Here is a 21,819-nt window from a genome sequence, read left to right on the forward strand (position 1 = left end):
ATCAGTGGTTTCCCAATACCCCATCCCGACGACGGGTGATGCCGAGCGGGTTGGCGTCTCGCAGTTCCGGCGGGAGGAGCTCGTCCGGCCACGTCTGGTACGTCACGGGGGCGAGCCAGCGGTAGATGCCCGGCACACCGATGGACGTGTGGCTCGCGTTCGTCGTCGCGGGCCACGGGCCGCCGTGCTGCATCGCCCACGCCAGCGCGATCCCGGTCGGCCAGCCGTTGTAGATCAACCGGCCCGCGATCTTGCGCAGCTCACCCGCGACCGCCGCGGCGTCCGCGTTCTCCGACGGCTGCGCGTGCACCGTTCCGGTCAGCGTGCCGGGCAGACGGGACAGCACCGGCAGCACGTCGGCCACGTCCGAGTACGTGACCACCAGCGCCGACGGGCCGAAGTTCTCCTCGGTCAGCTTCTCCAGGTTGGCCTCGAAGGTCGCCAGCGGCACGGAGAACAGCGCGGGCTTGCTCGCCCACGCGTCGCCCGGTGCGCTGCCGGTGGCCACCAGGGACACCAAGTCGCTGTGCGACAGCGTGTCCACGGTCGAGCGGTACGTGTCGTGCATCCGCTCGTTGAGCATCGCGCCGCCATGGGAGTCCGTCACGGCCTTGCCGAGATCATCCACAATGGACGACGGGGCGAACACCAGCCCGGGGTTGGTGCAGAACTGCCCGACCCCCATGGTCACCGACTGCGCGAAGCCCGCCGCGATCTCCGACGAACGCTCGGCTGCCGCCGCGGGCAGGACCACGGTCGGGTTGACGCTGCCCAGCTCGCCGTAGAACGGGATCGGGTCCGGCCGTGAGTTCGCCAGGTCGTAGAGCGCGCGCCCGCCGCTGAGGGAACCGGTGAACCCGACCGCCTTGACCAACGGGTGCTGCACCAGCCGGACACCCGACTGGGTGCCGTGGACGACCGAGAACAGCCCGTCCGGCGCGCCGCCCTCGCTCAACGCCGCCGCGACCACGCGGCCCGTCTCGTTGGTGGTGTTGGGGTGCCCCGGGTGGGCCTTGACCACCACGGCACAGCCCGCCGCCAGCGCCGACGCGGTGTCCGAACCGACCGTCGACAACGCGAAGGGGAAGTTGCTGGCCGAGAACACCGCGATCACGCCGATCGGCCGCAGCACCCGCCGCACGTCCGGGCGCGGCGGGATGATGTCCATGTTCGGCGAGTCGATCGTCGCGTCGACGTAGCTGCCCTCACGCAACACGTCCGCGAACATCCGCAGCTGGTTGGTGGTGCGCTTGAGCTCGGTGGTCAGCCTCGGCACGCCCAGCGCGGTTTCCGCGTCGGCGACCGCGATCAGCGCTTCGGACTCGCCGTCCAGCCGGTCGGCCACCAGGTCGAGCACCCGCGCCCGGTCTTCGGCTGCCCGGTCCGACCAGGTCAGGTAGGCCGAGTGCGCGGCTTCGCAGAGCCGGTCCACCTCGGTGTCCGAGGTGACCTCGAGCGGGTCGCCGTACGGCTGCCCGGTCCTCGGGTCGTAGCCCTGCACAGTCACCGTCCTGCCTCCTTCTCAGCTGTGTTGAAATCGGGGCCGCACCACGCGCCGCCGAGATACCGCGCCGCATGCGACTCCGGGTCGAGCTCGCCGTGCTCGGCGATCACCTCGGCCGCGTAGACCTCGGAGTCGTCCTGGGACTCGTAGCCGAGTTTGCGGCCCTCGTCCAGGGAGAACCAGCGGCGGGTGTTGTCCGAGATGCCCCAGATGACGCGGAAACCGGGGTCCGGCGTGGCCAGGCACGCCTCGAACAGCCGCGCGCCGTCGGCGGGCGACAGCCACGTCGACAGCATCCGCACGTCTTTGGGTTTCTCGAAGCACGAGCCGATCCGCACGCAGATGACGTCCATGCCGTAGCGGTCGGCGTACAGGCTGCCCAGGGCCTCCAGCGCGACCTTGCTGACGCCGTAGTTGGTGTCCGGCCTGGGGAACTCGTAGTCCCCGGCCTCGCCTCGCGCCTTCTCGACGAAGCCGACCGCGTGGTTGGAGCTGGCCAGCACCACGCGCTTGACGCCCTGCCTGCGCGCTGCCTCGAGGACCACGTAGGTGCCGTTGATGTTGACGTCGAGGATCTTGGACCAGACCTGCTCGAGGCTGTGCCCGCCGAGGTGGATCACCGCGTCGACACCGGCGCAGGCCCGCTCCATCGCGTCCGTGTCGGTGACGGACGCCTGGATGATCTCCACCTGCTCGTCCGCGCCTGCGGCGGGGAGTTCGGCGATGTCCAGCAGCCGCAGGATCCGATCGTCGGCGGCCAGCCGGGTACGCATCAGCGTCCCGACTCCTCCTGCCGCCCCGGTGATCAGGATGCGTTGGGTCACGTTCTTCGGTCCCTTTCGGTTCTCGCGGCAGTGGTCGAATCAGTGGTCGAATCAGCGGCCGAACTGGCGCAGCAGTTCGGTGATCGTCTTGGCGCCTTCCAGCAGCGCGGTCACGACCTGGTTCTCGTGGTCGGCGTCCAGCCTGCCCAGCGGCACCGAGCAGCTGATCGCGTCGATCACCGGGTTGCGGTACGGCAGCGCCACGGCGAAGCAGCCGAGGCCGGGCGTGTTCTCCTCGCGCTCGTGCGCGTATCCGGCGGCGCGGAACTTCGCCAGCTGCTCGTGCAGCGCGGCCCGGTCGATCACGGTGTTCGGCGTCAGCGGCGTCATCTTCTCCGGCAGGAGGGAGTCGACTTCCGCCGCCGGGCGCTCGGCCAGCAGCGCCTTGCCCAGCGAGGTGGAGTGCGCGGGCAGCCTGCGGCCGACCCTGGACACCACGCGCAGGTGGTGCTCGGACTCCCGGCTGGCCAGGTAGACGACGTCACCGCCGTCCAGCCTGGCGAGGTGGACGGTCTCGTTGACCTCGCGCCGCACGTGTTCCATCACGCGGATGGCCACCTGCACGACCGGGTCATGATCCAAATAGGACGTTCCGACGAGCAGGGCGCGCACGCCGATGCCGTAGGTGCCGCTCGCCGGTTCCACCTCGACCCAACCGCGGGCGACCAGCGTCTGCAACAGCATGTACAGGCTGGACTTCGGATAGCTCAGCTCATGGTGCAGTTCGGTCAGCGTCAGCCTGCGTTCCGAGGACGCCAGCGCCTCGAGCAGTTCCACCGTCCGGTCGGCCGACTTCACGGCGGCTGGCCGGGTGGGCTGGCCCGCGGTGCCACGGGCTTGGTCGACCGCCACTTGGGTCCTCCTTTTGGCTTCGGACCTTGACAGTAGTCGTGGTCGATTCTTACAGTCCCGGTCGCGGGTTCACAAGTACGACCGAACTTCGCATATGTGAAAGCCAGCGCCATCACAGTAGGTCGGAGTGTTCCAATGCCGGACACCGCAGTCTCGCGCTCGTCTGTAAGAACGCCAAGGTCACGCGGTCTGATGTGGACCGCGGCCGCGACAGCCTCCCTCGCCGTGCTGACCGGCTGTGGCACGTCGACGTCCCCCTCCGCCCAGCAGGGCGACCCGAACGCCCCGCTCGAGGTCTGGACCCGCAGCCAGGACTCGGCTGCGAAGGTCTACACGCGGATCTTCGAGGAGTTCACCCGCAAGACCGGCGTCAAGGTCCAGTACAAGGCCGTCTTCAACGACTTCGACAAGCAGATCCAGCAGCGGGCCGCCAACAAGGACCTGCCCGACCTGGTCATCACCGACACCGGGTCGCTCGGTGTGTTCACCCAGCAGGGCCTGGTCGGCGAGGTCGACCGCGCCGCGCTCGCCGGTGGCGGCGACGTCAGCGACCGGGCGTGGGGCAACGCCAAGACCGCGGACGGCAAGTTCCACGCGGTGCCGTGGTCCACGCAGGCCAACGTGACGCTGGTCCGCAAGGACTGGCGGGAGAAGCTCGGCAAGCCCGTGCCCAGGACCCACGAGGAACTGCTCGACCTGGCCAAGGCGTTCACCACCCAGGACCCGGACGGCAACGGCCAGGCCGACACGTACGGCATCCTCGCGCCTGCCACGACCGACCGCGGCTACACGCTCTGGTGGGCGTCGAACTTCCTCTGGCAGAGCGGCGGTGACGTGCTCAAGGACGCGGGCAACGGCAAGTTCTCGGTCGCCGTCGACTCGCCGGACAGCCAGCGGTCCGTCGAGTGGATCCGTGGCCTGTTCTGCGACAGCAAGGTGATGAACCCGAACGCGCTGACGCTGACCACCAACGACGCTCACCCGCTGTTCGAGACCGGCAAGGTCGGCGTCTACACCACCGGCCCGTACATGTTCAGCCGCTTCGACAAGAACCTCGGCAAGGACAAGTACGAGGTCATCCCGTCGCCGAAGGGCTCGGCCGGGGACACCGTGCTCGGTGAGGGCGAGGACATGTACATCATGGCGGGCTCGCCCAACCCCGCCGGGCAGAAGAAACTCGTCGAGTACATGCTCACGCCGGAGACCCAGCAGATGGGCATGAAGGTCAACGCGGGCGAGACCCCGGTCGTGCGGCTGCCGGTGAACAAGAACGTCGACGTCAAGTCCGTGCTCAACGACCCGCGATGGGACACCACCAAGCAGGTCTACGAGTCCGCCGGTCGCCCGTTCCCCGCTGTGCCGAACTTCCAGCCGTTCCGCCAGAAGACCTCCGAGTCGTTGAACAAGATCTTCACCTGCTCCACCGACACCAAGGCCGAATTGGGCAAGCTCGCCGGTGAGCTCAAGAAGGAACTGTCGACGCAGGGCATTTCCCAGTGAGTGTTGCCTCGGAAGCAACCGCTGTCCCGGGCGAGACCAAGGCCGCCCGGGACGGTGGTGTCACCGCGCGCCCGCCGAAGCGCGGGAAGTACTGGCACCGCTCGCTGATCCCGTGGCTGTTCCTGGCGCCCGCGCTGCTGTTGTTCCTGTACTTCAAGTTCATCCCGATGGCCGAGGGGATCCGGCTGAGCCTGTACAAGGTGCAGCCGTTCCTCGGCGACATCTTCGTCGGGATGGACAACTACGCGGCCGTGCTGGACGACACCGCGTTCCAGGAAGCCGCTTACCACACCGTGATCCTGGCGTTCGGCCAGACGTTCGGCGCGATGGTCGTCGGGTTCTTCCTCGCGCTGCTGCTGGAGGGACAGGCGAAGTCGCTGTGGTTCGTGCGCTCCGCGGTGTTCCTGCCCGTGGTGGCCGCGACCGCGGTCGTCGGCGAGATCTGGCGGGTGCTGTACTTCCCCGACCCCAACGGTTTCCTCAACAACGTGCTGTCGTGGGTCGGCGCGGGGCCGTCGACGTTCCTCGACCACCCCGACACCTCGCTGGTGTCGGTGATGGTGGTCGGGATCTGGAAGCACGCGCCCTACGACATGGTCCTGATCCTCGCCGGGCTGGCCGGGATCGACCGCGAGCAGTACGAAGCCGCGGCGATCGACGGCACCAACGTCTTCCAGCGCCTCTGGTACGTCACGCTGCCCGCGTTGCGCCCGGTGATCACGATCCTGCTGACGCTGGCGGCCATCCGCGGCCTGCGCGTGTTCACCGAGGTGTACGTGCTGACCGGCGGTGGTCCCGCCGGGTCGACTTCGGTGTGGATGACGACCGTGTTCTCCCGCGGTTTCGAGAAGAACGACATCGGTGTGGCATCGGCCGCGTCCGTCATGCTGTTCCTGGTGACGTTCGTGCTCACGGTTGTCGTCCAGATGTGGCGGCGAGCAAGGGAGGCACGATGAGCAAGGTCGGTGTCTCGTCGCGGCTGGACACCGCGCTGGGCTGGTCGACGGCCCGGAACGCCTATGCCAGCAGGGCGATCCGCCTCGTGCTGTGCGTGTTGGCGATCCTGATCTTCACCGGCCCGCTGATCACGGTGTTCTCCGGCGCTTTCGACGTCAACCGCGACCCGACGCAGCTGTCGGTGCTGCCCGGCAACCCGACGCTGCAGAACTTCGAGGAAGCGGACGCCAAGAACATCTGGGGCTATTTCGCCAACTCGTTGTTCATCGCGGGCGGTGCGCTGCTGCTTCAGCTGCTGGTCAGCGTGTTCGCCGCGTATGCCATGGCGCGCAAGAAGTTCCGTGGCCAGGCGATCATCATGCTCGTGATCCTGACGACGATGATGCTGCCGGAGGAGGTCATCGCGATCCCGCTGTCGCTGGTGATCGGTGACCTGCCGGTGGTCGAGCTGAACCTCAGGGGCACGCTGCTCGGGGTGATCCTGCCCTTGGGCGCGTGGGGTTTCTCCATCTTCGTGATGACGGAGTTCATGAAGGAGATCCCGGTCGAGCTGGAGGAGGCGGCCAGGGTGGACGGCGCCGGTGAGCTGCGGGTGTTCTGGCAGATCATCCTCCCGCTCTGCAGGCCCGCGCTCGCGGTGATCGCGGTGTTCGGATTCACCATGATCTGGGACCAGTACCTGCTGCCCCGGATCGTGGCCAACGACCCCGCCGACTACACGCTGACCGTCGCGCTGGCGGACCTGCGGTCGGACATCGAGGTGGGGCCGGGCATCGTGTTGGCAGGCGCGCTGCTGGCGCTGGTACCGAGCCTGGTCGTGTACCTGTCGCTGCAGAAGTCGTTCCTGCGTGGGATAACCACAGGTGCGGTCAAGGGTTGATCGCCGGTCGAGATTGAGGTCAGTATGCAACTGGATGGAGTGCTTTTCTTCCCGGTGACCCCCTTCGACGCAAGCGGGGGAGTCGCTGTGGACGTGCTGGCCGAGCACGTCAAGCACGGCGTCGCCGCCGGTCCGGGCGGGGTGTTCGTGGCGTGTGGGACCGGTGAGTTCAACGCGTTGGACGTGGACGAGTTCGAGCAGGTCGTCAAGGTGGCCGTCGAGGCGACCGCGGGCCGGGTGCCCGTGTTCGCGGGCGCCGGTGGCCCGTTGCCGATCGCGAAGAGGTTCGCGGCGGCGGCCAAGTCCGCGGGCGCGGACGGATTGCTGTTGCTGCCGCCCTATTTGGTTTCCTCGCCACCGGCCGGTCTGGTGCGGTACGTCGAGGAGGTGAGCCAGGCAGGCAACCTTCCCACGATCGTCTACCAAAGAAACAATGCTGTGTTCACCCCGGATTCGGCCGTGGAGGTTGCCTGTCTGCCCCACGTGATCGGGCTGAAGGACGGGCTCGGTGACATCGACCAGATGCAGCGGCTCGTGCTGGCCATCCGGTCCCGTGTGGACAAACCGTTCCAGTTCTTCAACGGTCTGCCCACCGCCGAGTTGACTGTGTCCGCGTACCGCGGCATCGGTGTCGAGCTGTACTCGTCGGCGGTGTTCTGCTTCGCGCCGGACATCTCGCTCGGCTTCTACGAGGCGGTGACGTCCGGGGACACCGCGAAGACCAACCGGTTGCTGACGGACTTCTACTGGCCGCTGGTCGAACTGCGCGACAAGGTGCCTGGGTACGCTGTCTCGCTGGTCAAGGCCGCGGTCGCGAAGACCGGACTGGCCGTCGGCGGGGTCCGTCCGCCGCTGCTCGACCCGTCGCCGGAGCACCTGGCTGAGCTCGACCGGATCATCGCAGCCGGACGTGCGGCACTGGAGGGCTGACCACACAGTGAAAATCACCGAGATCGACCTCACGCCCATCGCGTTCCCCGACCCGCCACTGCTGAACTCCGCCGGTGTGCACGAACCGTGGGCGCTGCGCACGATCGTCGAAGTGCACACCGACGAAGGCATCACGGGCCTCGGCGAGACGTACGGCGACATCGCGCACATCGAGCGCCTGCGGAAGGTCGTGCCGTCGCTGATCGGGCTGGACGCGTTCGCGCTCGGCCCGATGCACCAGCGGGTCGCGGCCGCGCTCGGCGGCGTGACCGGAACCGACACGCACGGGCTGACCGGGAACTTCTCCGCACCGGGCACGGTGGACCGCGTCTACTCGCCGTTCGAGGTCGCCTGCCTCGACATCCAGGGCAGGGCCATCGGCCGTCCGGTGGTCGACCTGCTGGGTGGCGCGGTGCGCACCGAGATCCCGTACAGCGCCTACCTGTTCTACAAGTGGGCCGGGCACCCCACCGCGAAAATCGGCGACGAGCAGCCCGACGAGTGGGGCGCGGCCATCGACCCGGCCGGGATCGTCGCACAGGCCAAGCACCTGATCGACCGGTACGGCTTCAAGTCGATCAAGCTCAAGGGCGGGGTGTTCGCCCCGGAGCAGGAGATCGAGGCGACCAAGGCGCTGCGCGACGCGTTCCCCGGCACGCCGCTGCGGCTCGACCCGAACGCCGCGTGGACGCCGGAGACCGGCGTCAGGGTCGCGCGGGAGCTCGACGGGATCATCGAGTACCTGGAAGACCCGTCACCGGAGATCGAAGGCATGGCCGAGGTCGCCAGACAGGCGCCGATGCCGTTGGCCACCAACATGTGCGTGGTCTCGTTCGAGCACCTGGCGCCGTCGGTCGAGCAGAACGCCGTGCAGGTCATCCTGTCCGACCACCACTACTGGGGCGGTCTGACCAGGTCGGCGAAGCTCGCCGCGATCTGCGAGACGTTCGGCATCGGCCTGTCCATGCACTCCAACTCGCACCTGGGCATCAGCCTCGCGGCGATGACGCACCTGGCGGCGGCGACACCGAACCTGACCTACGCGTGCGACACGCACTACCCGTGGAACGCGGCCCACGACGTGGTCAAACCGGGCGTGCTGTCTTTCAAGGACGGTTCGCTGACTGTGCCTTCCGGGCCTGGCCTGGGGATCGAGCTGGACCGGGACGTGCTGGCCCGGCTGGCCGAGAACTACCGGACCTGCGGGCTGCTCAAGCGCGACGACACCGGTTACATGCAGAAGTTCAACCCCGAGTTCGAGAAGAGGCGCCCCCGTTGGTAACCAGTGTCGCTCACGTCTATCCGTGGGACGTGGTGGGCGATCCGGGCGCTGCCGCGCGGTACGCGGAGTTGGGTGTGGACGCTGTCGCGTTGGCGGCGGCGTACCACACCGTGCGGGCCGCGACCCCGCTTCACCCGGAGCACAGGCTCGTCGACGCCCGGCACGCGGCGTTCTACCTCCCGGTCCGGGACGAGGCATGGCAGGGCAAGCGTTTGCGTCCAGCGGAACCGTCGTGGGTCGCGGCGGACTCCTACCGCTCGGCGCGCGACGCGCTGAAGGCAGCCGGGCTGCCGGTGTACGCGTGGACCGTGCTGACGCACTCCAGTCGCCTCGGGAACCTGCACCCGGACCTGACCGTGGTGAACGCCTTCGGCGACCGGTACCCGTACGCGCTGTGCCCGTCCAACCAGGACGTGGCCGAGTACTGCCTGACCCTGGTCGAGGAGATCATCGCGCTGGCCGAGCCGGACGGGATCATCCTGGAGGCGTGTGGCGCGCTCGGGTTCGTGCACGGCGGCCACCACGAGAAGACCGAGGGCGGCGACTGGGGCCCGATCCGGCAGAAACTGCTGTCGGTGTGCTTCTGCGCCGGCTGCACGGCCAGGTACCCGGACGCCTCGGCGTTGCGGGAGCAGATCCGCACGGCCGTGGACGCCGGTGAGCCCGAGGAGGTGCCACTGGACCCCGCGATCGTCGAAATCCGCGCCGGAGTCGCCGCTGACCTGCGGAAACTCCTGGTGAACCGGATCAGGGAGCTGGCACCGGACCTGCGAGTGATCGTGCACGCGAATTCCGACCCGCTGGCCACCGGCCCGTTCGCCACAGTCGCGCCCGACCTGGGCGTCGAGGTGGACGCCCTGGTCGCGATGGCCTGGCCAGGGCCCGAAGCGAGCGCGCCGAACATCCAGGCGCTGCGCGAGATCGCCCCGGACACCCGGATCGCCGGGTACGTGCTGGCCCTGCCGCCCAAACCCGCCGACGACCAGGCGATGCTCGCCGAGATGCGGGCGCTGGCGGACCTGGGGGTCGAGGAGTTCCACCTCTACCACGCCGGACTCGCGTCCGGGACCAGGCTGAACGCGGTCCGTGAGGCGATCGCGGCTTTGCGTGCAACCCGACCCACCGGTGGTTCCGTCCTTGGTGCATGAGACACCTAGCGACAGTCGGAGCCAGTGTTCTGCTCGCACTGTGTGCCGCGTGCGGTGCTCAGACGCAGCCTGGCTCCGCTCCACCTCCAGCATCGGATCTGCCGAGCGACACCAGCCAGGCCTCTGACCCGCAGGCACCCGGTGACCAGCCGGCCGGGGCCAAACTGGTGACCAAACTCGACGCGGCCAAACTGCCCGAGGCCTACCCGAGAAAGGTGTGGACCGAGGGCGACGGCACCCGTGTCGGCGTCGCCGCACAGGAAGGCGGCTGCAGCCGGGCCAGCGTCGAGATCGGTGAACAGAGCCCCGACAAGGTGGTGCTGACCCTGATCGAGACGTCGCCGAAGGTCGAGCAGATGTGCACGATGGACATTCGGTACCCGAACTTCACCGTGACGCTGAACGCTCCGCTCGGTGACCGCCCGGTCACCCTGGACTACCAGCAACGCAAGGTCTGATTCCCTTTCCGATAAGCCCAGGGCCGGTATGCCCCACCGGCCCTGGGCTTGCCCCATCGGGCAGAGTTCATTCGTGCTTTCGGTGTAGGTCACTAACTCGTTCTCACCATCCGGCGATATCCGTGCACAGGGCGGATCAGCCGAGGGAGAGCGTCACCATGGCGATGTTGGTGATCGAAGGTACTTTCCGGGTAGTCGGGGCAAGGCCGGACGGCGACTCAGTCCGGTTCTACCCCAACGACCTCGACGACTGGAACAAGGTGGAGGGCGGGCACAGGGTCCGCCGCAACAAGAGCGGCGGCGCCCAGTTACGGCTGGACGGCATCGACGCGCTGGAGACGCATTTCCTCACCGGCGCGGGGGAAACACACCAGCCGCCGCGGTTCGCCGACGCCGCGTCGGCGGAACTGCTGGACTTCCTGGGGTTCACCGATGTGGTCAGGCGGGAGAAGGACGGCACGGTCACCGCGGCGGAACCGTTGCAGGCGCCGGGATACATCTTCACGCGCACCGCGGACGTCTACGGCCGTTGTGTTGCGTTCGCCGGCAAAGGCGCGGCGCCCGGCCCGAGCGGGACGAAGATCCACTTCGATGTGCCGATGGTGCAGCGGACCGTGAACTACCACCAGCTCGCGCGCGGGCTGGCGTACCCGACCTTCTACCGCAAGCTGTTCCCGGACCTGCGCACGGCGATGTCGGAGGCGGCGAAGTCCGCACGGGCCGAACAGCTCGGCGTGTGGCCCAAGGACGTCACGCTCACCGGCGCCCGCGTGGCGAAGGAGCGGTCGCTGGAAGAGGACCTGGTCATCCTGCCGAAGCTGTTCCGGCGGCTGGCCGACTACCTGTCGTTGAACGACGGCGACCTGTCGCTCGGCGGGTTCCTCGACTACCTCGACCAGAAGGACGACCGGTTGTTCATCCTGTCGACCGGGCACTGGACCAGCCTCGACACGATCGTCGAGGTCACCGACGACGACACGGTCCGGATGACGGTGCCGTGCGAGGACCTCATCTTCGAGGAGAAGTAACGGCTTTCGCGATCGCGACCTGGATCGGGTCCAGGCGCGGTTCACCGCCGTCGACTTCCCACAGTGAGTTCTGCAGCGCGCGGGCGACGGTCCACCCGGCCGCGCGCTGCCGGTCCACGCCGAGCGCCTCGGTCAGCAGGTCGAACCGCCGCAGCACCGCCTTGGGCACGTCACCGGTGGCGACGATGTCGTCCCACCGGTTGTCCAGTGCGGGCATGATGTCGAAGCCGGGGTCGCCGACGAGCGGCTTCGGGTCGATCGCCAGCCACGGCTCACGGTCGGCGGCCAACACGTTGTCGTAGTGCAGGTCCCAGTGCAACAGCCGGTCGCCTGGCTCGTCCACCAGTTCGGAAACCGTTGCCGCCCAGTCCTTCAGCAGATTCCGTTCGTCCTGATCGGACAGTTTGATCGCGGTTCGCGGCGTGTCCGCGACCATCTTCTTCGCGCTGTCCCTGAGGTGCCGCATGCCCTCCGGCCCGCGGACTTCGGTCAGTCGCGCCAGGAGTTCGGCCAGGATCCCGGTCGCGGCGAAGTCGTCCGGCATGGTCGAGAGCGGGCGGTGTTCGTCGAGTCGTTCGAGCAGCATCGCGCCCGTGTCCTGGTCGTGGTCGAGCAGGTGGACGATGCCGTCGCCGTCCCAGATCCGCAGACCGACCGGCTCGCCTTCGTGTTCCCAGTCGACCGGTTGCAGCTTCAACGCGGCTCGCGTGCCGTCCGGCCGTACCACCGGGAGAACGAGGGAAGCCATGCCGTGCATGGTTTTCCCGTCGACCGTGAGCTGCCACTGGTCGAGCGTGCGGTCGACGAGCCCCGGAAGCCCGGCCAGCCATTCCCGCGGAAAGTGCTTGCGGAGCGACTCGGCCAGGGCTTCCGGGATGACGATCACTTGCGGAAGGATATCTGCAGGGTGGGGGCCGATGTCGAGGCAAAAAAGTCGTTGCCCTTGTCGTCGACCACGATGAACGCCGGGAAGTCCTCGACCTCGATCTTCCACACGGCTTCCATACCGAGCTCCGGGTACTCCAGCACGTCCACCTTGCGGATGCAGTCCTTGGCAAGCCGCGCGGCCGGACCGCCGATCGAACCGAGGTAGAACCCGCCGTGTGACTGGCAGGCGTCGGTCACCTGGCGGGACCGGTTTCCCTTGGCCAGCATGACAAGCGAGCCACCGGCGGCCTGGAACTGCTCCACATAGGAATCCATCCGGCCCGCGGTGGTCGGCCCGAACGAACCGGACGCGTAACCCTCCGGGGTCTTGGCCGGGCCCGCGTAGTACACCGGGTGGTCCTTCATGTACTGCGGCATCGGCTCGCCCGCGTCGAGGCGCTCCTTGATCTTCGCGTGCGCGATGTCACGCGCGACCACGAGCGGGCCCGTGAGCGAAAGCCTTGTCTTCACCGGAAGTGTGGACAGGGTCTCGCGGATCTCGGCCATCGGACGGGTGAGGTCGATCTGCACGACCTCCTCGGACAGGTCCTCGCCCTCGATCTCCGGCAGGAACCGCGCGGGGTCGCGCTCCAGCTGCTCGATGAACACGCCGTCGGCGGTGATCTTCGCTTTCGCCTGCCGGTCGGCCGAGCAGGAGACCGCGATGCCGACCGGGCAGGACGCGCCGTGTCGGGGCAGCCGGATCACGCGGACGTCGTGGCAGAAGTACTTGCCGCCGAACTGCGCGCCGATGCCGAACTGCCGGGTCATCTCCAGCACCTGCTGCTCGAGGTCGACGTCGCGGAACCCGTGGCCGAGCGCGGAACCCTCACGCGGCAGGTTGTCCAGGTAACGCGCGGACGCGAGCTTGGCGACCTTCAGGTTGTGCTCCGCGGACAGACCGCCGACCACGATCGCGAGGTGGTACGGCGGGCACGCGGCCGTGCCGAGGCTGCGCAGCTTCTCGTCGAGGAACTTCGCCAGCCGGTTCGGGTTCAGGACAGCCTTGGTCTCCTGGTACAGGAAAGTCTTGTTGGCGCTGCCGCCGCCCTTGGCCATGAACAGGAAGTCGTAGCGCGGGTCGGTGCCGGGTGCGTTGTAGAGCTCGACCTGTGCGGGCAGGTTCGTGCCGGTGTTGCGCTCGTCCCAGAACGTCACCGGGGACATCTGCGAGTAGCGCAGGTTCAACTGCTGGTACGCGTCGAACACGCCCTTGGCGAGGGCTTCTTCGTCCGTGCCGCCGGTGAGAACGCCCTCGGTGCGCTTCCCGATCACGATGGCTGTGCCTGTGTCCTGGCACATCGGGAGGATGCCGCCGGCCGAGATGCACGCGTTGCGCAGCAGGTCCATCGCGACGAAGCGGTCGTTGCCGGATGCTTCCGGGTCGTCGACGATCGCTCGGAGCTGGGCGAGGTGGGACGGGCGGAGCAGGTGCTGGATGTCCTTGATCGCCTCTTTGGCGAGCAGGGTGAGCACATCCGGGTCGATCTCGAGGAACTTGCGGCCCGCTGCCTCGACGACTCGCACGCCTTCCGATGTCACCAGCCGGTACTCGGTTGTGGTGTCGGGGGCGAGCGGGAGCACGTCGGTGTACTGGAACGAGGTGGTGGTCACGCGGGCTCCTTTGCGCGCGGTACGGGAACTGGGCAAAGACGTTACCGCCCGCGGTGTTGGGCGCCGTTGCTACCTCGCGTTGTGTGGGTCACATGCGTTGGTCTTTCAAGATTCCCCTCGCCGGGTGGCTGACCTCTGGGCAGGAGACACCCCCGAAGACCCCTTCTGCGCTGCGCGCGAGCCGCCTGCTCTGCACTTGCCCGCGAACCGTTGCGGGTTGCTCTGCGCTTGCGCGGGCCGCAAACCCTGCGCTTACGAAGTTTCGACCGGGGGTGGGTTGCGGTGTTGGACCGCCCGCCACGGACTGGCGGGAATCGCACCCCTGTGATCCCGCCAGCCGTGACGTGCGGATAAGGCCCCAGTCACATGCAATTGCACTGTGGCGTCCGCTCAAGGCGCCGTAGGCGCGTTATTGTCCTGCCGAGCGCCGCAGGCGCGTCGCTGGTGAACGACCAGCGTGCCCAGCGTTGGGTCAGAAGGAGCTCGCACCGTGGGGGGTTTGGGGGGCTCGGCCCCCCAACATGATCCTGACGAGACCCCGGTCCGCGCTTTCCGCGGACAGGGGGAGGCTGTCGGAAGGCCGCGCCAGCCCCCGACCGCCGCGACCTCCCGGGGAAAGCGACTACGCTAGGTCATCCGACCAGCGCGCCGCGTAGTCTTCGGTTCGTCCGATTAAGTATCGTGACGTACCTCATGCCGCCATAGCGCTGTTCGGGTGACCTGCATCGATTCTTCTTTTCGAGTATCAGCTCGCGTATGCGCGCAGCTTCTCCGCGCGCTCGCCTTGGCGGAGCTTCGACATGACCTCTCGCTCGATCTGGCGCACGCGCTCGCGGGAGAGCCCGAAGCGCTTGCCGATCTGGTCGAGGGTCCTGGGCTGGCCGTCGTCGATGCCGTAGCGCAGGCGGATCACGTGCTGCTCCCGCTCGTCCAGCGTGGCCAGGACCCGGCGCAGGTCGTCCTGCAGCAGGCCGGAGATGACCGCGCCTTCGGCGTCCGTGGCCTCGGAGTCCTCGATGAAGTCGCCGAGTGGTGCGTCTTCCTCCGCACCTACCGGCATGTCGAGGCTGACCGGGTCACGGGCGTGGTCGAGCAGGTCGGCCACCTTGTTCACGCTCAGGCCCGACTCCTTGGCCAGTTCGTCGTTGGTGGCCTCGCGGCCCAGTTGCTGGTGCAGGTCGCGTTTGATCCGCGCCAGCTTGTTCACCTGTTCGACCAGGTGGACTGGTAGCCGGATGGTGCGACCCTGGTCGGCCATGCCCCTCGTGATGGCCTGCCGGATCCACCACGTGGCGTACGTGGAGAACTTGAACCCCTTGGTGTAGTCGAACTTCTCGACCGCGCGGATCAGACCCAGGTTCCCCTCCTGGATCAGGTCGAGCAGCGGCATGCCGCGCCCGGTGTAGCGCTTGGCCAGCGAGACGACCAGCCGCAGGTTCGCTTCGAGCAGGTGGTTCTTGGCCACGTGCCCGTCGCGGATCAGCGACTTGAGGTCCATCCTGCGCTGTGCGGGCAACTGCGGGTTCGTCTCCAGCATGTGCTGGGCGAACACCCCGGCTTCGATCCGCTTGGCCAGTTCGACCTCTTGGGCCGCGGTCAACAACGCGGTCTTGCCGATCCCGTTGAGGTACACGCGAACCAAGTCCGCCGCAGGTCCCTGTGCGTCGAGGTCCAGTTCGGCGGCGTCAGGAACTTCGCGGTCAAGAGTCTGCGGGACGGTCATCGGACTCCCTCCCCCTGTCTCGGGCTGGCAGTGGCTCGTGTCACAGACCTTCGAACCACGGTCCGTCTGGGACCCTGCCGCCCGTTGGTTGGACACTAGAGAAAACGTGAGCGGATCGAGATTCGTTCCCGCTTTCTCAAACTGGATGACGTCGGAAGTCGCCGCCCGGTTGCGTGCCGGATGCTGAGATATTCCTGAGAGACCTTGACAGTCCACAGTGGCTGAGAAAACCCTTAGATTTCCACCAGTACGGTGAACGGTCCGTCGTTCACGCTCGTTACTTCCATCATGGCCCCGAATTCGCCGGTTTCTACATGCGCTCCCCGATTGCGCAACTCGTCGACGACTGCTCCGACAAGGGGTTCCGCCTGCTCGGGGCGTGCGGCGCTGATCCACGACGGGCGGCGACCCTTACGGGTTTCCCCGTAGAGGGTGAACTGACTGACCACGAGCAGTGGCGCACCGGCGGTCGCGCACGACTCCTCGTTGCGCAGAATGCGAAGCTCGTGCAGTTTCCGGGCCATGATGACTGCCTTTTCGGGCGTGTCTTGCGTATGCACGCCCAGCAATACCAACAGGCCCGCTTCGATCGCCCCGACGACCCGACTGTCCACAGTCACACTCGCGCTCGTCACACGTGCGGCGACCGCTCTCATGCCGGGACCAGCATCCCGTGCCGGACGAGTTCGTCGACCAACGGCAAGGCGGCGACGATGAGTGCGTCCGTGGGCACGCCGTGTGCCGCCGCGAGCAGGTCCAGCAAGTCCCCCAACGGCAACAGTCCGCGACAGCCCGCGAGCAGAGCGCGCACGAGTTCGTCGATCTCGTGCTGCCAGCCAGGGCCGTCGGTGCGGTGCAACCTGCGCACGATCGCTTCCCAGCCCTCGTCGGTCGACGCCGAAACCTCTTCGAGGACAACCGAATCGGCAACCTTCAAGTGTGCTCTAAGCAGCGCGTCCGGTGACGAGTGCGCCCGCAGCCAGTCGATCCGGTCCAACCAGCCCGCTGCCTCCTGGCCGAGCGGGTCGTCGAACGCGTGCCTGAGGTCCTCGCAGACGATCCGCGGTTCGCCGTCGGTCCGTCGCAGTGTCACGAAACCGAAGCCGACCCCCGCGACCTTGTTCTCGGCGAACCAGTCCAACCACGCCGACGCGCGCGCCGAGCCCTCGGCCGAACGCGGGTCGATGCCCGCGTCCTTGAGCCAGGTGCCGACGTACAGGTCCGGATCGGCGACATCGCGCTGCACGAACCACGCGTCCACGCCGCCGGGCAGCCACGACGTGACGCGCTCCGACCAGTCCTGACCCGGCAGGTGCAACCACGACGCAAGTAGTTGACCGACGCCGCCGCGGGTGAGGTATTCCGGCAGGGCCGCGACCACGAGCGCGCTCGCGTCGTCACCGGCGAGGCCGGAGTCCCGGTACGTGTAGTCGACGCGGGACGGTCCGACCACGAATGGTGGATTGCACACCACCTGGTCGAACCGGCGACCGGTGACCGGCTCGAACCACTTGCCCTGCCGGGTTTCCACATCGAGGTCATTGATCCGGAATGTCGCGTTCGCGAGCATCAGCGCGCGCCCGGACAGGTCGGTCGCGGTGATGCTCCGAGCGTGCCTGCTGGCGTGCAACGCCTGCACGCCACAGCCTGTGCCGAGGTCGAGCACGCTGCCGACCGGGCGGCGGATGGTGGCGCGGGCCAGGCTTAGCGAAGCGTGGCCGACGCCCAGCACGTGGTCGACGGGCACCGCGGACCCGAGCTGGTCGGAGTCCAGGTCCGCGAAGACCCACCAGGACCCCTGGTCATCGCCATAGGGACGTACGTCCAATCCTGCGCGTACGCGGTCGCCGTCGACTCGCACGACACCGTTCGACACCGACTCCGGCCACGGCAGGACCGCCTTGACCTCGCCATCGGACACGTCGTCACCGAGCAGGAACAGCCTGATCAGCGTGCCGAGTTCGGCACCGTCCCTGGTCGCCCGGCGTGCGGGCTCCGGCTCGCCGCGGCCGAGCGCGGCGTGGGCGGACTCACCGAGCAGGCGCAGGACTCCGTCAGCGTCGTAGCCGGCCCGCTCGAAGGAAGTGCGGAGTGCGGAGCAGTACTCCGGCGAAAGATCATCGGCCACGACGGAATACTTCCACGGTGGTGGGAAGCTGTCGCTGTGGGTATAGCGTAGTCACCATGTCGGGTGTCGAGGAGGTCTCGTGAACAACCCCAAGGAAGGCGACACCCCGGTTCTGATCACCGAGGCAGCGCCGTCGTTCGACGATCAGCACGCGGCGCGCAAACGCAAGTACATCCTGATGATGTCGCTGCGCCTGCCGTGCCTGTTCCTCGCGCTGATATTCGCCCAGGTCTCGTGGTGGCTGGCGCTGGGGTTCCTGGTGCTGTCGATCCCGTTGCCATGGGCGGCTGTGCTGATCGCCAACGACCGGCCACCGCGCAAGTCCGAGCGGGTCAACCGCCACCAGCAGGGTGAGCCGAGCGCCCACCTGATCGAGCGCTCGAACCACCAGATCATCGAAGGGTAGAGCCGCTACACCTGGCCGGGGACGGCGCCGACGCCCGCGATCACCTTGGTCGCCGCCATCACCCCGGCCCGCAGTGCGGCTTCGTGCGGCTCACCCGCCAGCCACGCGGTGAGCAGGCCCGCGTCGAACGCGTCGCCCGCCCCCGTCGAGTCCACACAGGACACTTGCTCGGCCGCGACCGACACCGTGCCCGTCCGATCGGTCCAGCTCGCGCCCGCGGCGCCCGCGGTGGCCGCGACCGCCCCGACGTAGTCGAGCGGATCGTGTCGTGCCGCCAACAAGGCGATCTCGTCCTCGTTGGGCAGCAACAGATCGACGCCCTTGATCCAGTCGAGGAACGTGCCGGGGTCGTCGATCAGCGCCGTCGACTGCGGGTCGACCGACGTGGTGAGCCCGTGCTCCCGTGCGGCTGCCAGCATCGCCAGACCCGCGGCCCGCGACGCCGGGTCGAGCAGCACGTAACCCGACAAGTGCAGGTGCTTCGCGGTCTTGAGCAACTCCGGCCGCAGGTCGTCGGGCCGCAGCCACGCGCCGGCGCCGTGGTCGGGCAGCATGGTGCGCTGGCCGGACTTGTCCACCATGATCACCACGCAGCAGGTCGGTGCGCTCGGGTCGATCGCGAGTTCGCAGCGCACGCCCGCGGCCTTGAGGTTCTCGCGCACCTGGCGACCCGCCATGTCGTCGCCGATCCGGCTGACCAGCACGACATCCGTGCCCTGGCTGGCCAGCCAGGTCGCCGTGTTCGCGCCCGCGCCGCCCATCGTGACCCGGATCTGCGCCCTGGTGTCGCCGCCGTGGACGACGTCGCCGTTCGGGGACACCATCACGTCGAGCCCGGCGTCCCCGACCACCACCACTGTCGTCCCCGGAGTGTTCACCGCGCCGCCAAGTCCGCCGCGATCTCGGCGGCGAGGGTGACGTTGGCCACGACCAGCTCCTCGTTCGCGTCGAGGCTGACGCCGCCGCTCGCGGTGTGGAAGTGGTCCAGCAGCACCGGCGTGACGTCCCTGCCGTGCACGCCGCGCTCGTCGACCAGCTTCATCCCGTCGGCCAGCAGCCGGTCGTGGACCTCGCGGTCCATCTCGAACGCGTGCGGGATGGGGTTGGCCAGCAGGATGCCCGCGGACCCCGGTGCCTGCCTGTGTGCCTCGACGACGTCGGCGGCCTGCTTGGCCGAATCGACCCGCCACGCCAGCTCGAACTCCGACTCCCGCAGGTAGAAGCCGGGGAAGTAGTCCGTCTGGTAGCCGACGACCGGCACCGACCTCGTCTCGAGCAGCTCCAGCGTGGCCTCGACGTCGAGGATCGACTTCACGCCCGACGACACGACCAGGATCGGGATCTCGGCGAGCGCGTCCAGGTCGGCGGAGACGTCCCACGACGTGGGCCTGCCGGGCAACGGCAGGTGGACGCCGCCGAGCCCGCCGGTGCCGAACACGCCGATGCCCGCCGCGTGCGCGAGGGCGGCGGTGCTGGCCACGGTGGTCGCGCCGTCCTGACCGAGCGCCATCGCCGGGCCGAGGTCCCGCATCGACAGCTTGACCAGCCCGGAATCCTCGGCGCAGACCCGTTCCAGCTGCCGCTCGGACAGGCCGACGCGCGCCTGGCCGTCGAGGACCGCGATCGTCGCGGGCACCGCGCCCGCCTGCCGCACCACTGCTTCCAGCCGGTCGGCGACCTCGCGGTTGCGGCCGGGCGGCAGGCCGTGGGAGAGGATCGTGCTCTCCAGTGCCACGACGGCCTGGCCCGATTCGAGCGCGGTACGGACTTCGTCGGAGATGGCGATAGCGGTCATGGGACGCATTCTTTACGCCCCAGTAGCGGGAGGTCCACTTTCCGCCGCGGCTACCGCCTGGCGTCGATCACGAAGTCGCGGTCCAAGTCGAGTAGTACGTGGTCCGCGGTGAGCAGTTCGAGCCCGCCGAGGTCGGCCTGGGCGATGATCAGGCGATCGAACGGGTCGTGACGCGCCAGTTCGGGAAACGCGCGCAGACCCTCGGCGTGTTCGGCGGTGATGGACAGCAACGAGAGACCTTGCTCGGTGAGACGGGAACCCAGGTCGTCGGGGACCGTGAGCTTGCCGAGCATCGCCTTGATCGTGAGCTCCCAAACCGTCGCGACGGACACGTGTACTTCGTCGGCCGCGAGGATTCTTTTGCGGGCGAGTGGCCCCAGCTTCGGGTTGTCGTCGAGCAGCCACAGCACCGCCTGGCTGTCAAGAAGCGGCACTGTCGTCCCCGTAGAACATCCGCTGGATGTCCGGGTCGGGCTCCGCGAACGCGTCGTCGTCATAGCGCAGCTCGCCCTTGAGACCGCCGATGACGACCGGGGTGCGCTGGTGCGGTACCAGGTCGGCGACTGGCTTCCCCGCCTTGGAGATGATCACCCGCTCGCCGGTGGCCACGTGCTCCAACAGCCGCGACAGGTGCGTCTTGGCCTCATGGATGTTGACGTTCACGGTCATGCGGCCAGTGTAGTCGGGTTGACTAAACTTAGTCTAGTTCTGCGATCTGGTGTACCGGACCCGATGCGGGCGACCCGGACGCGCTCAGTCGAAGATCGCGCGCGGCCTGGCCGCCTCGCGCAGCCAGCCCTCGATCTGCTGCTCCCAGTTCACCGAGCCCACCTTGGCGTAGTCGACGGGGAAGGCGCCGATGGACGGCCTGCCCTGCGGGCCGAGGCCGCTGCCCTTGCCCACCCGGACCTTCTTCTGCACGTCCAGCACCACCCGCATCCCGCCGGACCCGGCCAGGAACGTGACCGCGACCTCGAAGAACGCCTGCGCGAACGCGGGCGGCGGGGTGAACCGGATCTCCTGGAAGAACGGCAACTGCTGGTCCAGACCGGTGATCTTGTTCTTCTCCAGCCCGCCGGTGCGGAACTGGAAACCCAGCCGGGCGAACGCGTCGAGGATCCGGTGCTGCGCGGGCAGCGGCTCGACCGCCACCGCGTCGATGTCCTGCGGGTCGGCCATCGAGCCGCCGAGGTCGAGCATGGTCTGCAGGCCGATGGCCATCCCCGACAGGTGCTTGCCGAGCACGGTGGTGATCGGCGTCTCCCACGGCAGGTGGACCTCGAACGGCACAGTCAGCTGCTGGCCCGCGCGGACCACGGCGTTGCTGGCCAGGTTGACGTTCTGGAACGGCATGTCGACCAGCGTCACGGCGCCGCGGTCGTCGGTCTGCTCCACCCTGGCCAGCAGCGCCACGCCGAGCCCGTCGACGTTCTGGTCCACCTGGCCGCCCATCAGGACGACCTGCCCGCGCAACGGGCCGCCCGGCCGGACGTCGCGGTCGAGCAACTGGGCGTCGACCTTGGCACCGCCCTGCCCGAAACTCGCCAGCACCTTGGAGAACATGCGCGCATCTAACCAGGATCGCGGTGGGTTTGATGCAGAATTGGTGCTGTGAGTACCTCCACCCAGACGCTGCCTGACGTCGACACCAGGGATTCGACCGGTGACGACACCCCGAAGATGTTCCACTACGTGCAGAAGAACAAGATCGCCGAAAGTGCCGTGATGGGCACCATGGTGGTCGCGCTGTGCGGCGAGGTGTTCCCGGTGACCCGGTCACCGAAGCCGGGCTCGCCGGTCTGCCCGGACTGCAAGCAGATCTTCGAGGGCCTGAAGCCGGGCCCCGGCGGCGGCGAATAACCT

The 21,819-nt window shown here is 68.0% G+C and carries 23 protein-coding genes; 10 read left to right on the forward strand and 13 right to left on the reverse strand.

Annotation, left to right across the window (positions count from 1 at the left end; all coding sequences use genetic code 11):
• Position 1: 1 nt before the first annotated feature.
• The 3 genes from ALI144C_RS26455 to ALI144C_RS26465 are packed head-to-tail and all read right to left on the reverse strand — an operon-like array spanning position 2 to position 3,180.
• Positions 2-1,507, reverse strand: a complete 1,506-nt coding sequence (locus ALI144C_RS26455; protein WP_076989866.1) for an aldehyde dehydrogenase (NADP(+)) — start codon at positions 1,505-1,507, stop codon at positions 2-4.
• The gene (locus ALI144C_RS26460) at positions 1,504-2,328 is read right to left on the reverse strand and encodes an NAD-dependent epimerase/dehydratase family protein (RefSeq protein WP_076989867.1); all 825 of its coding nucleotides are present in this window, start codon (positions 2,326-2,328) and stop codon (positions 1,504-1,506) included. Before ALI144C_RS26460 ends, ALI144C_RS26455 begins: the two co-directional genes overlap by 4 nt.
• 51 nt (positions 2,329-2,379) lie before the next feature.
• A complete protein-coding gene (locus ALI144C_RS26465) occupies positions 2,380-3,180 on the reverse strand; it encodes an IclR family transcriptional regulator (protein ID WP_076989868.1) in 801 nt (266 codons plus the stop codon).
• Positions 3,181-3,372: 192 nt separating this feature from the next.
• Between ALI144C_RS26465 and ALI144C_RS26470 the strand changes: the two genes are divergently transcribed.
• The 8 genes from ALI144C_RS26470 (at position 3,373) to ALI144C_RS26505 (ending at position 11,363) form a co-directional block, all read left to right on the forward strand.
• Entirely contained in the window at positions 3,373-4,680 is a 1,308-nt protein-coding gene (locus ALI144C_RS26470) for an ABC transporter substrate-binding protein (protein ID WP_076989869.1), read from the forward strand.
• Positions 4,677-5,636, forward strand: coding sequence for a carbohydrate ABC transporter permease (locus ALI144C_RS26475; RefSeq protein ID WP_083753397.1), 960 nt, complete (start codon positions 4,677-4,679; stop codon positions 5,634-5,636). Before ALI144C_RS26470 ends, ALI144C_RS26475 begins: the two co-directional genes overlap by 4 nt.
• Positions 5,633-6,517 carry a carbohydrate ABC transporter permease gene (locus ALI144C_RS26480; RefSeq protein WP_076990062.1) on the forward strand — a complete coding sequence of 295 codons (885 nt, stop codon included), beginning with the start codon at positions 5,633-5,635 and terminating at the stop codon, positions 6,515-6,517. Before ALI144C_RS26475 ends, ALI144C_RS26480 begins: the two co-directional genes overlap by 4 nt.
• Positions 6,518-6,541: 24 nt before the next feature.
• On the forward strand, positions 6,542-7,447 hold the full coding sequence (locus tag ALI144C_RS26485) for a 5-dehydro-4-deoxyglucarate dehydratase (RefSeq protein WP_076989870.1): 906 nt from the start codon (positions 6,542-6,544) through the stop codon (positions 7,445-7,447).
• A 7-nt stretch (positions 7,448-7,454) separates the two neighbouring features.
• Positions 7,455-8,729, forward strand: coding sequence for a glucarate dehydratase family protein (locus ALI144C_RS26490; RefSeq protein WP_076990063.1), 1,275 nt, complete (start codon positions 7,455-7,457; stop codon positions 8,727-8,729).
• Between the two features lie 29 nt (positions 8,730-8,758).
• Positions 8,759-9,877, forward strand: a complete 1,119-nt coding sequence (locus tag ALI144C_RS26495; RefSeq protein ID WP_237774319.1) for a hypothetical protein — start codon at positions 8,759-8,761, stop codon at positions 9,875-9,877.
• A gap of 167 nt (positions 9,878-10,044) precedes the next feature.
• Positions 10,045-10,335, forward strand: a complete 291-nt coding sequence (locus tag ALI144C_RS53535; RefSeq protein ID WP_083753398.1) for a hypothetical protein — start codon at positions 10,045-10,047, stop codon at positions 10,333-10,335.
• A 158-nt stretch (positions 10,336-10,493) separates the two neighbouring features.
• Entirely contained in the window at positions 10,494-11,363 is an 870-nt protein-coding gene (locus tag ALI144C_RS26505) for a nuclease (protein ID WP_076989873.1), read from the forward strand.
• On the opposite strand, the gene ALI144C_RS26510 is transcribed toward ALI144C_RS26505, so the two are convergent.
• The 5 genes from ALI144C_RS26510 to ALI144C_RS26530 form a co-directional block, all read right to left on the reverse strand.
• Positions 11,344-12,261, reverse strand: a complete 918-nt coding sequence (locus ALI144C_RS26510; RefSeq protein WP_076990064.1) for an aminoglycoside phosphotransferase family protein — start codon at positions 12,259-12,261, stop codon at positions 11,344-11,346. The genes ALI144C_RS26505 and ALI144C_RS26510 overlap by 20 nt on opposite strands.
• Complete coding sequence (locus tag ALI144C_RS26515) at positions 12,246-13,904, reverse strand: fumarate hydratase (protein WP_193441229.1); 1,659 nt, start codon at positions 13,902-13,904, stop codon at positions 12,246-12,248. The genes ALI144C_RS26510 and ALI144C_RS26515 overlap by 16 nt, the downstream gene beginning before the upstream one ends.
• A gap of 745 nt (positions 13,905-14,649) precedes the next feature.
• On the reverse strand, positions 14,650-15,627 hold the full coding sequence (locus tag ALI144C_RS26520; protein WP_076989875.1) for a sigma-70 family RNA polymerase sigma factor: 978 nt from the start codon (positions 15,625-15,627) through the stop codon (positions 14,650-14,652).
• 233 nt (positions 15,628-15,860) lie between these two features.
• On the reverse strand, positions 15,861-16,283 hold the full coding sequence (gene dtd, locus ALI144C_RS26525; RefSeq protein WP_076989876.1) for a D-aminoacyl-tRNA deacylase: 423 nt from the start codon (positions 16,281-16,283) through the stop codon (positions 15,861-15,863).
• Positions 16,280-17,755, reverse strand: coding sequence for a DUF7782 domain-containing protein (locus tag ALI144C_RS26530; RefSeq protein ID WP_076989877.1), 1,476 nt, complete (start codon positions 17,753-17,755; stop codon positions 16,280-16,282). Before ALI144C_RS26530 ends, dtd begins: the two co-directional genes overlap by 4 nt.
• A 79-nt stretch (positions 17,756-17,834) precedes the next feature.
• Here ALI144C_RS26530 and ALI144C_RS26535 point away from each other — a divergent pair, with 79 nt between their 5' ends.
• Positions 17,835-18,161 carry a DUF3099 domain-containing protein gene (locus ALI144C_RS26535; protein WP_076989878.1) on the forward strand — a complete coding sequence of 109 codons (327 nt, stop codon included), beginning with the start codon at positions 17,835-17,837 and terminating at the stop codon, positions 18,159-18,161.
• A gap of 5 nt (positions 18,162-18,166) precedes the next feature.
• Here ALI144C_RS26535 and ALI144C_RS26540 read toward each other — a convergent pair whose 3' ends face one another.
• The 5 genes from ALI144C_RS26540 to ALI144C_RS26560 form a co-directional block, all read right to left on the reverse strand.
• Positions 18,167-18,985 carry a PfkB family carbohydrate kinase gene (locus ALI144C_RS26540; RefSeq protein ID WP_237774339.1) on the reverse strand — a complete coding sequence of 273 codons (819 nt, stop codon included), beginning with the start codon at positions 18,983-18,985 and terminating at the stop codon, positions 18,167-18,169.
• A gap of 50 nt (positions 18,986-19,035) precedes the next feature.
• Positions 19,036-19,956: a pseudouridine-5'-phosphate glycosidase gene (locus ALI144C_RS26545; protein ID WP_076989880.1), complete on the reverse strand. Its 921-nt coding sequence runs from the start codon at positions 19,954-19,956 to the stop codon at positions 19,036-19,038.
• Positions 19,957-20,006: 50 nt separating this feature from the next.
• Complete coding sequence (locus ALI144C_RS26550; protein ID WP_076989881.1) at positions 20,007-20,390, reverse strand: type II toxin-antitoxin system VapC family toxin; 384 nt, start codon at positions 20,388-20,390, stop codon at positions 20,007-20,009.
• Positions 20,377-20,625, reverse strand: a complete 249-nt coding sequence (locus tag ALI144C_RS26555; RefSeq protein ID WP_076989882.1) for a type II toxin-antitoxin system Phd/YefM family antitoxin — start codon at positions 20,623-20,625, stop codon at positions 20,377-20,379. The genes ALI144C_RS26550 and ALI144C_RS26555 overlap by 14 nt, the downstream gene beginning before the upstream one ends.
• A gap of 84 nt (positions 20,626-20,709) precedes the next feature.
• Positions 20,710-21,519, reverse strand: a complete 810-nt coding sequence (locus ALI144C_RS26560; protein WP_076989883.1) for a sporulation protein — start codon at positions 21,517-21,519, stop codon at positions 20,710-20,712.
• 48 nt (positions 21,520-21,567) lie between these two features.
• Between ALI144C_RS26560 and ALI144C_RS26565 the strand changes: the two genes are divergently transcribed.
• Positions 21,568-21,816, forward strand: coding sequence for a DUF3039 domain-containing protein (locus ALI144C_RS26565; RefSeq protein WP_076989884.1), 249 nt, complete (start codon positions 21,568-21,570; stop codon positions 21,814-21,816).
• The last annotated feature ends 3 nt before the right edge of the window (positions 21,817-21,819 follow it).

The organism is Actinosynnema sp. ALI-1.44, assembly GCF_001984155.1.
GTDB lineage: Bacteria > Actinomycetota > Actinomycetes > Mycobacteriales > Pseudonocardiaceae > Kibdelosporangium.